Origin of the sequence: Veillonella seminalis, assembly GCF_003992065.1 — a bacterium.
In the GTDB taxonomy this organism is placed as follows: domain Bacteria; phylum Bacillota; class Negativicutes; order Veillonellales; family Veillonellaceae; genus Veillonella_A; species Veillonella_A seminalis.
In genome coordinates this window covers 63,203-77,493 of record NZ_RQUZ01000009.1, presented here as the reverse complement: position 1 = coordinate 77,493, position 14,291 = coordinate 63,203, and the positions used below count along the sequence as shown (strand labels likewise).

The following is a 14,291-nucleotide window of genomic DNA, read 5'->3' as shown; positions in this document are numbered from 1 at the left end:
GGGCCGTTTTTTGAGGGCTTATATACTGATTATGCATGCTATGTGCACTGCTCGTTGACAAAGAGTAACATTAAACATATAATTCAAGTAGAGAAAAAGGGGGCTTCCACGTAGTGGAGAGCCCCTTTGATTGTGTAATAGTGAAAGAGAAAAGTTTTTGTGTAGTGGACTAGATAAGAATCGGTTCGGAGCAGGTGGGATTCTTGGTTGATTGTAGGCATCCGAAGAAATTTCCTTAGGTAAAGCTTTTAATTATCTTTAATTTTTCACTTTGTTATTGTGTTTTTATCTAAGGAGATGATGACATGGCAGTACAAAATCATCACGATGAGGTCCGTCCGATTATGGATCCGACCAAAAATTATGAGGAAATTAACAGTTATGTTATTTTCTGGGGGCTCTTCTTTGCCGCATTATTTGCTTTGGCCGTAGGTTATTTATGCTTGAAGATCGGGCAGACAGTCGACGCTTTTGCGCCGGTATCTATTTTGGCTATGGGGATGGCGGTTCTTTTCAAACGTAAGAATGCTTTCGCTGAAACCGTTCACATTCAGGCGATTGCCAGCTCGGGTACTAACGTACTTGCAGGGGTAATGTTCATTTTACCGGCTCTTTTTATTCTCGATATTCATAGCGTAACGGTTTTTCAGATGATGGTGCCTATCGTATTAGGCGGTTTATTGGGCGTATTCCTTTGCGTATTCTTCCGTCAGTATTTCTGTGAAGAAATGCACCATGCGTATCCGTTCCCAAGCGGTCGTGCCGCTGCCGAAGTATTGAGCAGTAATGACGGCGGTAAAGCAAAACTCATGGCACTTAGCGGTTTACTCGGTTTAGGTTATGATTTTGTATTGAACTCTCTCGGTTGGTGGCGTGAAGTTTTCTCCACTACTACATTTCGTTGGGGTCAAGTTTTCCAGCAGAACAGTAAAATGCACTTATCTTTAGATAGTGATATTGCTTTATTAGGTTTAGGTTATTTCACCGGTATTCGTTATGGTTCTATTATTGCAGCCGGTTCTTTCTTTGCCTGGTTCGTGATGGTTCCGTTATTTTACTTCATCGGCGGCGACCATATGATGATGGTAGGGGGCAAAGAAATTCTCTTGGCCGATGCATCGACCGGTGACGTATTCAAGACTTATGTTCGTCATATCGGTATCGGTATGCTTGCCATGGCCGGTGTTATCGGTTTGTTGACCATGTCCAATGTAGTAAGCAAAATAATGAAACGCGCTATTGTTGATATGTTCAGCCGTGGTAAAACCACTACAGTTACTGTATTGCGTACCCAGCTTGATTTACCATCTTCCGTATTGGGCTTAGGTATCGTTTTAACAACCATTTTATTTGCTATTTTCTTCCACATTTTCTATGCTGAAACATTCCTACAAACAGTTTTAGCTTTCTTTATTGTATTGATTTTATCGTTCTTATTGTCAGTTGTAGGTATCAGTTCCATCGCGTTTACCGGTAATGAACCGGTATCCGGCATGACGATTTTCATGATTTTAATCAGTGCCGTTATTTTGTCCGCAGTTGGTATGGGCGGTACAACCGGTATTATTGCTATCTTGATGATGGCAGCCTTCTTGGCAACCACTATCGGTGTAGCCGGTAACTTCATGTCCGAATTGAAAGTAGCACATTTAACCGGTGCTACGCCTGCAAAAATGCAATTGTGGCAATTGGTTGGTGTTGTCATCGCCAGCATCGTATGCGTTGGCGTTTTGATTTTGCTTAACAATGCATATGGTTTCGTAGGTGACGGTGCTTTAAATGCTCCTCAGGCTAATGCTATGGCTGCTATCGTTGAACCTTTGATGACCGGCGGTAGTGCTCAATGGGAATTATATATTCTCGGTGCTATCTTTGCCGTATTACTTTGGATGATTGGCGTGCCGCCATTGGCATTCGCTCTTGGTGCTTACTTACCGATGGAAATCAATATACCGATTTTAGTAGGCGGTTTCATTTCTTACTTAGTTAAACGCAGCAGCAAAGACGAAGCTGAAAGTGAAGCTCGTGTAGCTGAAGGCGGTACTGTAGCCTCCGGTTTCGTAGCCGGCGGTGCTATCGGCTCCTTAATCAGTGCCGTGCTTAAAATTGCCGGTGTTGATTGGTTCTTGGATGCTTGGGAAAAGACTCCGGAAGCAACTTACCTCGGTATCGTTATTTATCTTGCTTTGTGCGTAATGATTTATAAAATTGCAACCCGTAAACGAGTGGCTAAATAATTTAGTTGCCGATGTACTATGTGGTAAGTCATTAATGTAAATGACTTGTAATTTATAAGTTAATTTAAAATGTTTTACATAAGGGCTTTTAAAGGTCAAAGATCTTTAAAGGCCCTTTGATTTTTTGACTAATCAGTAAATAGGCGAGGTTATACGAAATTTGTACGAAATAAAAGCTTGACATTTTGACGTTTTATGATAACATTATAGCTGTGATTAGCACTCGATGTTGATGAGTGCTAACAATGAGGTGTGAACATGGATGAACGTAAACAGCGCATCTTACACGCTATCATACAAGACTACATAAAGTCGGCCGAGCCGGTCGGTTCAAGAACATTGGCTAAAAATTATAATTTGGGTGTCAGCCCGGCCACAGTTCGTAATGAAATGGCCGATTTGGAAGAACTTGGTTTCTTGGAACAACCGCATACATCAGCAGGTCGTATTCCATCAGCTAAGGGTTACCGATTCTATGTAGACGCTATGTTGCATTCGAACGGCACAGAGCGCGAAGATGCAGAAAAAATCAATAAAATATGGCAAGAAAAACCGGCTAACTTTGAAGATTTCTTCTTAAATGTAGCCAAACTGATTTCGCAAATCAGTCATAACATGAGTTTATTTTTGGCGCCGGCGCATGATACGTCGGTTTTAAAATTTATTCATGTGCTACCGATAGGTGAGAACCGGGCCATCATGGTAGTGGTAACCGATCAGGGTGCATTGGACAATGAGCCGATGTATTTTAAAGAAGCTGTCAGTGATGACGTTTTAGCTTCATTGGCAATTCGCTTTACCAATGTCCTCAAGGATGTACGGCTATCGAGTATGACCATGCAGAACTTGGAAGCTACGGTTCAGCTCATTGAAGGGCCGCGAGCGGTATTACTCATATTGGCTGAGACTTTATATCGAGCCATTGCTAAACGTAAGCTGTTCTATTCGGTCGGTACGACTGAACTTTTGGAACAACCGGAATTCAAAGACATAAAGAAAGTACAACCGATTCTGTCGATGTTGGAAGAACAGGATCAATTGAATCAGTTACTGGCTGCGTCTAAGAAGAACGGTATCGGCATTACCATCGGCAGTGAAAATCAGGCGGAACCGCTTAAAGATTTAAGTGTTATTCAGGCTGATTTTGGTGATAAAGATGAGCGAATCGGTACATTGGCTATATTAGGACCTACTCGTATGGAGTATAGCCGAATCATTGGTATTTTATCGTATATGCAAGATTTTATGCGTGCATTGGCGGAAAATAAAAACAGAAAGTAATGAGGTGATACTCACGATGGGAGCAGACGAGATGAAACAGGCTGAAGACTTTACGCAAGAAACAGTAACTGATGAAATGAACGTTGCCGACGAACCTAAAGTAACTGTAGAAAGTGCAGAAGATGTTGCAGCTACTGAAGCGAAAGCTGCAGGTGAAACAGTAACGACGGAAGCTGATGCCGTTAAAGAAGCATTGGCGGAAGCAGAAAAACGATTTGTTCGTTTGCAAGCCGACTTTGATAATTTCAAGCGACGCACGTTGCAGGAAAAAGATCAATTGGCCGGATTTGTTAAAGCAGATGTAATGAAAGATTTATTCTCCGTGCTGGATAATTTCGAACGGGCTTTACAGGCTCCGACAACAGCTGAAACAAAAGCATTCCTTGACGGTTTTGTGATGATTCATCAGAACCTTATGGCAATGCTCAGTAAACATGGCTTGGCTGTAATCGATGCGGTAGGGAAACCGTTCGATCCGAACTATCATCAAGCAATCATGCGTGTACCGTCTGATGAATATGATGACGATACAGTATGCGAAGTATTACAAACCGGTTATACCGTAGATGGTAAAACGGTACGTCCGGCTATGGTTAAAGTAGTTCATAATGATTAATTTCGCTAAGTAAAACGGAATAGATTAAATCTGAACCGTTAGCTTATATTTGAGATTAACATGACAATATATAGCAATTTATGTGAACACATAGGAGGTCATTTAAAATGGCAAAAGTAATTGGTATTGACTTAGGTACAACAAACTCTGTAGTCGCTGTTATGGAAGGCGGCGAACCTGTCGTTGTTACAAATCAGGAAGGTTCTCGTTTAACTCCTTCCGTTGTAGGTTTTGCAAAAAATGGTGAACGTTTAGTTGGTCAGTTGGCAAAACGTCAGGCTGTTTCCAATCCTGAACGTACTATTTCTTCCATTAAACGTCACATGGGTAGTGACTACAAAGTAAAAATCGACGATAAGGAATATACACCGCAGGAAATTTCTGCAATGGTTCTTCAAAAATTGAAGGCTGACGCAGAAGCATACCTTGGTGAAACAGTAACTCAGGCAGTTATTACGGTACCTGCTTACTTCACCGACAGCCAACGTCAGGCTACTAAAGATGCCGGCGCTATCGCAGGTCTCGATGTTCTTCGTATCATTAACGAACCAACAGCTGCAGCTTTGGCTTATGGTGTAGATAAAGACGAAGAAGGCAAAGTTCTCGTATTTGACCTTGGCGGCGGTACATTCGACGTATCTATCCTTGAACTCGGTGACGGCGTATTCGAAGTAAAAGCTACCAGCGGTAACAACCACTTGGGCGGCGATGACTTCGACCAACGTATCATGAATTGGATGATTGAAGAATTCAAAAAAGATACCGGCATTGATTTGTCTCAAGACAAAATGGCCGATCAGCGTTTAAAAGAAGCGGCAGAAAAAGCTAAAATCGAATTATCCGGTGTTATGAGTACTAACATTAACTTACCATTTATTACAGCTGATGCTACCGGCCCTAAACATTTGGATTTAACTTTGACTCGTGCAAAATTTGAAGAATTGACTCACGACTTGGTAGAAGCTACTATCGAACCTACTCGTAAAGCTTTGGCCGATTCCGGTCTCAGCGTAGGCGAAATTGATAAAATTTTACTTGTTGGTGGTTCTTCCCGTATTCCGGCTGTTCAAGAAGCTATCAAACGCGTTCTTGGTAAAGAACCAACTAAAAACGTTAACCCTGATGAATGTGTAGCCGTTGGTGCTGCTATTCAAGGCGGTGTACTCGTTGGTGAAGTTAAAGACGTATTGCTTCTCGACGTAACTCCATTGTCCTTGGGTATCGAAACATTGGGCGGTGTTTTCACACGCATTATCGATCGTAACACTACGATTCCTACATCCAAGAGCCAGGTATTCTCCACAGCTGCCGATAATCAACCGGCTGTAGATATTCACGTATTACAAGGTGAACGTGATTTTGCTGCGGACAATAAAACACTTGGTCGTTTTGAATTGACCGGTATTCCTGCAGCTCCACGTGGAGTACCTAAAATTGAAGTTACATTTAATATCGATGCTAACGGTATCGTTAATGTAAAAGCTAAAGATATGGGCACCGGTAAAGAACAGGCTATTACCATTACATCTTCCGGCGGTTTGAAACAAGACGAAATTGACCGCATGGTTAAAGAAGCTGAAGCACATGCTGCTGAAGATAAAGCTAAAAAAGAAGAAATCGAAGTTAAAAACAACGCTGATTCCTTAGTATACCAAGCTGAAAAAGCTGTTAAAGACTTTGAAGGTAAAGCTGATGCTGCAACTCTTGAACAAGTTACTAAAGCTAAAGATGCTTTGAAAGCCGCTATTGAATCCGGTAATGTAGAAGACATCAAAGCTAAGAGCGAAGAATTGACTAAACCTTTATACGAATTATCTACTAAGATGTATGAACAGGCCCAAGCTGCTCAGCAGACTGCCGGTGATGCTCAGGGCGCTCAAGGTGCTCAAGGCGGCGCACAGCAGAACGATGATGTTGTAGATGCTGAATACACAGAAGTAAAAGACGATAAAAAAGACTAAGAGGACGGTAATTAACTGATGGCGAAGGATTATTATGACGTCTTAGGGGTCGATAAAAATGCCTCTCAAGATGAAATAAAAAAAGCGTTTAGAAAAAAAGCACGCCAATACCATCCTGACGTAAACCGCGACAATCCGAAAGAGGCGGAAGAAAAGTTTAAAGAAGCAAACGAAGCCTATGAAGTATTGTCTGATGAAACCAAGCGAGCCCAGTATGACCAATACGGTCATGACGCCTTCACTCAAGGTGGCGGCGCCGGGGCCGGTGGTTTCGGCGGCTTTGGCGGTCAAGGCGGTTTTGGTGGGTTTGGCGGCCAGGCCGGCGGCTTTGGAGATATTTTTGACATGTTCTTCGGCGGTGGCGGTCAACAAAATAACGGTCCGCAAAAAGGTGACGATCTTCGTCATGATGTGGAAATCAGCTTTGAAGATGCCGCTTTCGGTCGTAAAATGACGATTGAAGTGCAACGTCACGAAGAATGTACTCATTGTCACGGTACCGGCGGTGAACCGGGCAGCAAGGTAGAAACTTGTCCGCGTTGTCATGGTAGTGGTCAAGAAACTGTGGTTCAAAATACACCGTTCGGTCAAATGCGTTCTGCTCGTACTTGTTCCGTTTGTCACGGTTCCGGTAAAAAGATTGAAAAAACTTGCAGAGTTTGTCACGGCAGTGGTGAAAATGTGGCTCGTCGCAAGATTGAAATAAAAATTCCGGCCGGTGTTGACAGCGGTTCCCGTTTGCGCGTAGCTAATGAAGGTGAACCGGGGATTAAAGGCGGTCCTAAAGGCGATTTATATGTTTACATTTATGTAAAACCAAGTCGCGAGTTCGAACGTCAAGGCAATGAAGTAGTAAGCGAAGCTAAAATTTCCTTTGCTCAGGCAGCCATCGGCGCCACAATCATGGTTAATACCTTAGACGGTAAAGTAGAACTTAAGATTCCTGAAGGTACACAGACCGGTACAATTTTCCGCTTAAAAGGCAAAGGGATTCCGTACTTACGAAATCCGAGTCAGCGCGGTGACCAACATGTTCGTGTAACGGTTACGACACCTAAGAAATTAACTCAAAAACAACGTGAGTTGTTGGTACAATTTGCTAAAGAAGGCAAAGAAGATGTATCTGTGTTAAAAGAGAGTAAGAGCATTTTAGAAAAAATCGGTGATAAATTCAAAGATGCCTTATGCGGTGATTGAAAAGCTCGCCTGAACTTCATGTTCAGGACCGGAGGTATATAATGAAATGGATAGAAATATCCGTTGCCATCGAAAGAGTAGTCATTGAAGAGGTGACTACTCTTTTTGACACATTCAGCAGCAACGGTTTTATAGAAGAAGATTTACCGAATGAACCGGCATGGGTACAGCTTACTTTATATGGTGATGCTGAAAAGACGCCGAAAGAATGGGAAACATTGATTGGTAATGCTTTAAAGACGGCACAGTTTGACTACAAGCATTTATATGCCAAAGAAGTTACTGACAACGATTGGTATAATAATTGGCAGCAATATATTGAGCCAAGTGAAATTTTACCGAATGTGGTGATTCGACCGGCGTGGAAAGAATATACACCAAAAGCCGGTGAAAAGGTTTTAACCATTGATTCCGACTTATCTTTTGGCACCGGAGCTCACGAGACGACGAAAGCCTGTGCTGAATTAATGGCTAAATACGGTCAAGAAAAAAAGACTTGCCTTGATATCGGTACGGGGACGGGGATTTTACTCCTTGTAGCTCATACTCTGGGAATTCCCCATTTAGTCGGTATTGATATTGAGGAAAGGGCGGCAGAACAGGCTAAGGCTAATTGTAAGACTAATGATGTTGAAGCAACAATTATCTGCGGTGATTTGGCCACCGATTTCACCGGTAAAGCGGGTTTAATCATGGCGAATCTTACGGTTGATCCTTTGAAGATTCTGTTGCCTGCTATAAGCACTAAATTAGCCTTAGACGGCATTTTAATCATCAGTGGTATCATTGATGACCGCTATGAGGAAATCATGCCGTATATAAAAAATAATTGGCAAATTGTCGAAGAAGTGGTTAAGGGCTCATGGCACACATTTGCCTTAAAGCAATGAGTCTCTTAGTTGAGTTAAAATTTTATAAGCTTGTTGAAAATTAAGAGCTTAAACACATTAAAGAGTAATTTCTCGAAGTTTTACAATTGACATTGTGAATTAACCGAGGGGTTACTCTTTTTATGTTATAATTATAGATAGAATTATTTAGAAATAAGAGTTGAATTGTCGAGTCCCTTGATATATGATAAGAAGGTTGATTCCCATAATTTAACACATTCAAATTGACATATTTTACTCACGAAAGGCACAGATAATGAAGAAAATATTTATCGATGCACCTTTAGATACATTAATAACCATTCCGAAAGATACAACCCATCATCTTTTAACGGTATTTCGTCATAAAATGGAAAAACCTGTTTTGGTTGGCGGTAATGACGGTAAAAGCGGTGTTTATCAATTGTTGGAAGTGATTAACGGCGAGGCTGAGGCTCGGCTTATAGGCGATATCAACGATGGCGTTTCAGCTGAAGTTGAAATTGTATTGGTGCAAGGATTTTTAAAAGCCGATAAATTGGAATGGGTTTTGCAAAAAACAACAGAACTTAATGTTCATTCAATCTATGCTGTGCCCATGAAGAATTGTGTAGTACAATATAAAATGGATAAATTACCGCAAAAAGTACAACGTTGGGAGAAAATTATGAAAGAAGCTTCTCAGCAATGTGGCCGATCCAAATTACCTGAATTTATGGCTGAGGTTACGTTAGCCGATGTATTGGCACGAGAACAGGCAAAAGGCAGTCTTTTATTGGTAGCTTATGAAAATGAGCACAGTTTGACTTTAAAAGCAGCTTTGGAGCAGGTGGAAGCAGAGGATTTAATTCAACGCGTTGTTATCTTCATCGGGCCTGAAGGCGGCTTAAGTAATGAAGAATTAGCTCAATTTGAAACAGCCGGTGCCCAGGTAGTAACCTTAGGACCAACTATATTACGTGCTGAAACAGCAGCTGTCAGCTCTGTCGGCATGTTACAATATGCGCTGAATATGGATTAAATAATTGTATCGGATACAGGATGAGTCATACATTATTTCAATTATCCGGACTGAAGATAGATACAGTATTTTTATCTGTAATTGATAGGAGAATAGGCAAAAAGATATGAAAACAGTGGCTTTTACTACCTTAGGTTGCCGTGTAAATCAATATGACACGGACGCTATGCGTGGTTTATTTATACAAAGCGGTTATACACCGGTAGATTTTGATGAAAAAGCAGATATTTACGTAATTAATACCTGTTCCGTAACAAACATGGGGGAACGTAAATCCCGTCAATTGATTCGCAAGGCAAAACGTACCAACGAAGATGCATATATTATTGTTACGGGGTGTTATGCTCAGCTGGCTCCTGAAGCCATTGCTACTATTGACGGTGTTAATTTGGTAATCGGTACCAACAATCGGCATCGTGTGGTGGAGTTAGTAGAACAACTCGAATCTACAGAAAAACAAATCAGTATAGTTCGGAATATTATGGAGCAGGCCACTTTCGAAGAGATGCCGCTTTACGGCAACGAAATAGACAAAGCTCGTGCCTTCATGAAAATTCAGGAAGGCTGTAATAATTACTGTACATTCTGTATTATTCCTTACACTCGCGGCAAGCTTAAATCCCGTCGTGTGGAAGATATTGTAAAAGAAGCTAAACGTTTGGTAGAGCATGGTTATCACGAAATCGTATTGACCGGCATTCATCTTGGCAACTACGGCATTGAATTACTTGAAAAACCCAATTTAGCTCATGTTGTTAAAGCTTTATTGGAGATTCCGGGATTGGAACGCATTCGTTTGGGATCTATTGAATCGGTGGAAGTTTCGGAAGAGCTTGTTGATTTAATGGCGAAGGATCCGCGTTTCTGTACACATTTACATTTACCGCTCCAAGCCGGGTCCGACCATATTTTAAAACTCATGAATCGTCATTATAATCTTCAGGAATTCAAAGATTTAATTGCTCGTTTGCGTAGTCGCATTCCGGGGTTGGCTATTACCACCGATATCATTGCGGGTTTCCCGGGTGAAACAGACGAAGATTTCGAAGAAACTATGAGAACCGTTGAAGAAATCGGTTTTACTCATATTCATGCTTTCCCATATTCAAAACGTGAAGGTACGCCGGCAGCGACTATGGAAGATCAAGTCCCGGAAGCCGTTAAGAAGACACGTGTGGCGCTTTTGAAGAGTTTAGGACAAAAAGGTTTACAAAAGTTTGCTGAACAAATGATTGGCAAACCTGCCGAAATCCTTATTGAACGTGAAGAAGACGGTTATTATCTGGGCTTTACAAATGAATATATTCACGGTAAAATAAAGAAAGGGACAACTGCACACGACGTAGGGACAATCATCGGCGGCACCGTTACCGCTTTTGACGGTGAAACTTTGATTATCGAAGCGTAATACAAGCTTTCAGGTTATGAAATATTAGATGGTTTTCTCTGTCAGCAGTTATCAAATTAAAATCCGTGTTCTATAAAAGGAGCGATGACGCATGAGCGACGAATGTATTTTTTGTAAAATTATTAAAGGGGAAATCCCTTGCAACAAAGTTTTGGAAAATGATAAGTTTTTAGCGTTTCACGATATTAACCCGGTAACAAAGGTTCATATTCTTGTAATTCCTAAAAACCATGTAGCCAACATCGCTCATTTGACAGAAGAAAAAGCAGCTTATGTGGAAGGTATTTTACCATTCATTAAAGACGTGGCTAAAGAAGCCGGCCTTTCTGCTGACGGCTATCGTGTTGTATTTAATACCGGTGCTAAAGCGGGACAGTCTGTATTCCATTTACATGCTCATATTTTAGGCGGTCAGGAATTAGGTTGGCCTGAAATTTAACGCTCATAAATCATTTATAAAGAGACCTATGTTTTTTTATACTGTTTTAATGTAAAAAACTTGCATAAACACAAGTCATAATTGCGTTCAAATATTGACAAACATAGTGTCAAACATTATAATATCTTTATGTGCGTATAGTAAATACCTGCACTTCCATCGAATAATTGGAGGGAGGGATATAGATGTCTGAAATTAAAGTCGGTAAAAACGAAACGCTTGAAAGTGCACTTCGCCGTTTTAAACGCTCCTGCCAAAAAGCGGGTGTTTTATCTGAAGTAAGAAAACGCGAACACTACGAAAAACCAAGCGTAAAAAGAAAGAAAAAATCTGAGGCTGCACGTAAGCGCAAATTCAGAGCGTAAGATTTATCTTGGAGGCACGGTATGTCCTTAAAAGAACAGTTAAAAGCGGACATGAAAGAAGCCATGAAAGCTCGCGAAGCGGGTAAAACAGCTTTATCGGTAATCCGCATGGTTAACGGTGCAATTAAAAATACAGAAATTAACGAAAAGCGTGAGCTTAGCGATACAGATATACTAGGGATTTTGGCGAAAGAAATGAAAATGCGTCAAGATTCTCTGGCTGAGTTTGAAAAAGGTCAGCGTGAAGATCTCGTGGCCCAGACTAAAGAAGAAATGGAAATATTGAAAAAATATTTACCGGCTCAACTGAGTGAAAACGAGATTCGCACTATCGTAGTCAATGTAATCAGCAGCTTAACAGCGCCTGTGAAAATGGGTGATGTAATGGGCAAGGTAATGTCTGAAACCAAAGGTAAAGCTGATGGCAAATTAGTTAATACGATTGTACGTGAAGAAATTGCAAAGGTTAACGGTTAACCTTTTGTTGACATACTAAAGTAAGTATGTTAATATACCCTTAAAGATAATATTAGGTCAATGAAGGCCCCTTAAACACTGTTTTATAACAGTGTTGAGGGGTCTTTTTGCATTTTAGCTCACAAGGTGTTTGAGAAACTAAGTCCTGGAGCTTTTGAGAAGGAGGAATTCTTATGGTAAACGATTTGTTGTATTACATCCCGGCCGGTCAGTATGGTAAAGAAGGGGTCTTGGCCTTATTGGAACAGCATCCGGAAATTAAATTTGTTTCTCTGGTCGGTGTCGATTTGGCCGGTAATGATACGGATGAAAAAATTCCTATCGCTATGTTCTTTGATGATTATGAATCTTTCTTTGAAGGTCGTGCCGTACAGACTGACGGTTCCTCCGTTGTTTTGACCGGTATTGCTACCTTGAATAATGCTCGTGTAGATATTTGGGGCGATCCAAGCGTTAACTGGTTCATTGATTACAACTATGAAAACATCGATCCGGCAACAGGTTTACCGACAGGTACGCTTCGTATTCCTGCATTCTTGATGCACAACGAACGATATGTTGACTCCCGTTCCATTTTGAAAGAAACCTTAGACTTTGTTAAAGCTGAATTAATGACACTTTTGAAAAAAAACAAAGTAAAAGGCATGGAACATGTTAATGCAGATGACATTGCCGATTTAATTTTCACAACGGCTACGGAATTGGAATTTTGGGTAAAAACTCCATCTAAAGTAGTCAGCACCAAAGAATTATCCACTTCTCAGAAATTACAGGAACAGTATTGGCAGCGTACTCACGGCACTGTTCGTACCGCTATGGAACAGGCTGTTGAAATGCTTGATGCTTACGGTTTGAAAGCCGAAATGGGTCATAAAGAAGTAGGCGGCGTTAAAGGTAAAATAGACGACGAAGGCCATATGGACCATGTATTGGAACAGCTTGAAATCGACTGGAAATACACCGGCAATCCTTTGCAGACTGCCGATAATGAATTACAGGCTCGTATTATCGTTCGTGAAGTATTCCGTGAAAACGGTCTTGATGTTACCTTCCAGGCAAAACCTATTATTGGTGTAGCCGGTTCCGGGGAACATACACATTTCGGTTTAATGGCTAAAATGAAAAACGGTAAAATGGTTAACTTGTTCTCCCCTGAAGATATGAAAAAAGCTTTCTTGAGCCCGCTTGGTATCGGTGCGATTATGGGGCTTCTTAAAAACTACGAAGTTATTAACCCATTCATTACGTCTACTACCGACTCCTTGAATCGTTTAAAACCGGGTTTTGAAGCACCAATTTGTATCGTAACATCCTTAGGTAATCAGCCGGATGAACCAAGCCGTAACCGTACTATCCTTTGCGGGTTGATTCGTGATATCGGTAACCCAATGGCAACTCGTTTTGAACTTCGTTCGCCAAACCCTTACACCAACACCTACACAGCTATTGCCTTGATTTACTCTGCTGTACTTGACGGTTTGCGCTATGTAATCACATCCGGTAAAACGCCTGAAGAATTATTGGCTGAATTGTCCAAAAATCCGGAAGATACGGCAGATTATTTAGAAACAGGTCGTGCTTATCGTTCTGAAAAGAATGTATTCGAAGATTATACCGAAGAAGAACGTAACAGTCGTTATGGTGTACCACCTGCAACCGTTTGGGAAAATATCTTAGGATTCAAAAACAATCCTGCTAAAGTTGAAGCTTTGGTTAATGGCGGCGCTTTTGCCAAAGACCTTATGGAATCCTTCATCGCCGGTATTTTGAATCGTTGGAAATTGGAATTGATTAACCGTTTGATTCCTGCCAATATCAACACTATTCGTGCTATGAAACCAATTCACGGTGATGACGGTTTGGATATCTCCCGTTGGGATGCTATCAATGAAATGCGTTATTATTTGGCAAAAGATACAGGATCCAATACATCCTTGTTCACACGTATCGGCCAGGCTATTACTGCCGGTGATTATGATACGGCTTCTAAATTGCAGATGGAAATGAATGAAAAAATGCTTGATTTGGAAGCTAAATACGCGGAATATACACGCAATGTATTATAAGATATTCTCTTGTCTGCACTTGGTTCGTATCCCTTAGGGCGTGAGTAAGAAATATGTTAGTCGTTTGTTGCGACTTTCTATGAGAATTAACAATATATAGGAAAGCAATACAGGTCCTCTCGCAGTTCCGAGTTCTTAAGAACAAAGTCGCTGCTTAGAGGACCTGTTTTGTTTTCTTTATTAATAGTGCATCAACTTCAGTGAAAGTCGCAACATCCTAAAATATCTCCTTGCGGCACGCCCTAAGTTCTTGCGAACAAGGCGCTGGTCAGAAAGGATATCGGGGCTGAGGGAGAGGACCTGTTTTGTTTCATTGTTCATAGTGCTACATACATTATTAAAAGCGCAACGGCG

12 protein-coding genes are annotated in these 14,291 nt (G+C 41.1%); all 12 read left to right on the top strand.

The genetic code is table 11. The features are described 5' to 3' along the window. The first annotated feature begins 305 nt into the window (after positions 1 to 305). The 12 genes from EO126_RS07275 to EO126_RS07220 all read left to right on the top strand — a co-directional run bounded on the left by EO126_RS07275 (position 306) and on the right by EO126_RS07220 (position 13,937). Positions 306 to 2,237, top strand: coding sequence for an OPT family oligopeptide transporter (locus tag EO126_RS07275; RefSeq protein WP_006556694.1), 1,932 nt, complete (start codon positions 306 to 308; stop codon positions 2,235 to 2,237). Positions 2,238 to 2,495: 258 nt separating this feature from the next. Next, complete coding sequence (hrcA, locus tag EO126_RS07270; RefSeq protein WP_006556695.1) at positions 2,496 to 3,518, top strand: heat-inducible transcriptional repressor HrcA; 1,023 nt, start codon at positions 2,496 to 2,498, stop codon at positions 3,516 to 3,518. A gap of 16 nt (positions 3,519 to 3,534) precedes the next feature. Beyond that, positions 3,535 to 4,134, top strand: coding sequence for a nucleotide exchange factor GrpE (gene grpE, locus EO126_RS07265; RefSeq protein ID WP_040771318.1), 600 nt, complete (start codon positions 3,535 to 3,537; stop codon positions 4,132 to 4,134). Between the two features lie 107 nt (positions 4,135 to 4,241). Beyond that, positions 4,242 to 6,095: a molecular chaperone DnaK gene (dnaK, locus tag EO126_RS07260; RefSeq protein WP_006556697.1), complete on the top strand. Its 1,854-nt coding sequence runs from the start codon at positions 4,242 to 4,244 to the stop codon at positions 6,093 to 6,095. Between the two features lie 18 nt (positions 6,096 to 6,113). Beyond that, a complete protein-coding gene (gene dnaJ, locus EO126_RS07255) occupies positions 6,114 to 7,292 on the top strand; it encodes a molecular chaperone DnaJ (protein WP_006556698.1) in 1,179 nt (392 codons plus the stop codon). A 41-nt stretch (positions 7,293 to 7,333) separates the two neighbouring features. Next, positions 7,334 to 8,182, top strand: coding sequence for a 50S ribosomal protein L11 methyltransferase (locus EO126_RS07250; RefSeq protein WP_006556699.1), 849 nt, complete (start codon positions 7,334 to 7,336; stop codon positions 8,180 to 8,182). Between the two features lie 256 nt (positions 8,183 to 8,438). Continuing rightward, complete coding sequence (locus EO126_RS07245; RefSeq protein ID WP_006556700.1) at positions 8,439 to 9,182, top strand: RsmE family RNA methyltransferase; 744 nt, start codon at positions 8,439 to 8,441, stop codon at positions 9,180 to 9,182. A gap of 106 nt (positions 9,183 to 9,288) precedes the next feature. After that, complete coding sequence (mtaB, locus tag EO126_RS07240) at positions 9,289 to 10,590, top strand: tRNA (N(6)-L-threonylcarbamoyladenosine(37)-C(2))-methylthiotransferase MtaB (protein ID WP_127008199.1); 1,302 nt, start codon at positions 9,289 to 9,291, stop codon at positions 10,588 to 10,590. A gap of 91 nt (positions 10,591 to 10,681) precedes the next feature. Further along, the gene (locus tag EO126_RS07235) at positions 10,682 to 11,029 is read left to right on the top strand and encodes a histidine triad nucleotide-binding protein (RefSeq protein WP_006556702.1); all 348 of its coding nucleotides are present in this window, start codon (positions 10,682 to 10,684) and stop codon (positions 11,027 to 11,029) included. A gap of 185 nt (positions 11,030 to 11,214) precedes the next feature. After that, positions 11,215 to 11,394 (top strand): 30S ribosomal protein S21, encoded by a 180-nt coding sequence (gene rpsU, locus EO126_RS07230; protein ID WP_004695751.1) that lies wholly within the window; start codon positions 11,215 to 11,217, stop codon positions 11,392 to 11,394. Between the two features lie 21 nt (positions 11,395 to 11,415). After that, positions 11,416 to 11,871 (top strand): GatB/YqeY domain-containing protein, encoded by a 456-nt coding sequence (locus EO126_RS07225; RefSeq protein ID WP_006556703.1) that lies wholly within the window; start codon positions 11,416 to 11,418, stop codon positions 11,869 to 11,871. Between the two features lie 173 nt (positions 11,872 to 12,044). Beyond that, complete coding sequence (locus EO126_RS07220) at positions 12,045 to 13,937, top strand: type I glutamate--ammonia ligase (protein WP_127008197.1); 1,893 nt, start codon at positions 12,045 to 12,047, stop codon at positions 13,935 to 13,937. Positions 13,938 to 14,291 lie beyond the last annotated feature (354 nt).

Excerpts from the sequence above, each read along its gene's own strand:
- EO126_RS07275 (WP_006556694.1), top strand. The coding sequence starts at position 306 with ATGGCAGTACAAAATCATCACGATGAGGTCCGTCCGATTATGGATCCG.
- grpE (WP_040771318.1), top strand. The coding sequence starts at position 3,535 with ATGGGAGCAGACGAGATGAAACAGGCTGAAGACTTTACGCAAGAAACA.
- EO126_RS07245 (WP_006556700.1), top strand. The coding sequence starts at position 8,439 with ATGAAGAAAATATTTATCGATGCACCTTTAGATACATTAATAACCATT.
- EO126_RS07225 (WP_006556703.1), top strand. The coding sequence starts at position 11,416 with ATGTCCTTAAAAGAACAGTTAAAAGCGGACATGAAAGAAGCCATGAAA.
- EO126_RS07250 (WP_006556699.1), top strand. The coding sequence starts at position 7,334 with ATGAAATGGATAGAAATATCCGTTGCCATCGAAAGAGTAGTCATTGAA.
- mtaB (WP_127008199.1), top strand. The coding sequence starts at position 9,289 with ATGAAAACAGTGGCTTTTACTACCTTAGGTTGCCGTGTAAATCAATAT.
- EO126_RS07220 (WP_127008197.1), top strand. The coding sequence starts at position 12,045 with ATGGTAAACGATTTGTTGTATTACATCCCGGCCGGTCAGTATGGTAAA.
- EO126_RS07235 (WP_006556702.1), top strand. The coding sequence starts at position 10,682 with ATGAGCGACGAATGTATTTTTTGTAAAATTATTAAAGGGGAAATCCCT.
- dnaK (WP_006556697.1), top strand. The coding sequence starts at position 4,242 with ATGGCAAAAGTAATTGGTATTGACTTAGGTACAACAAACTCTGTAGTC.
- dnaJ (WP_006556698.1), top strand. The coding sequence starts at position 6,114 with ATGGCGAAGGATTATTATGACGTCTTAGGGGTCGATAAAAATGCCTCT.
- rpsU (WP_004695751.1), top strand. The coding sequence starts at position 11,215 with ATGTCTGAAATTAAAGTCGGTAAAAACGAAACGCTTGAAAGTGCACTT.
- hrcA (WP_006556695.1), top strand. The coding sequence starts at position 2,496 with ATGGATGAACGTAAACAGCGCATCTTACACGCTATCATACAAGACTAC.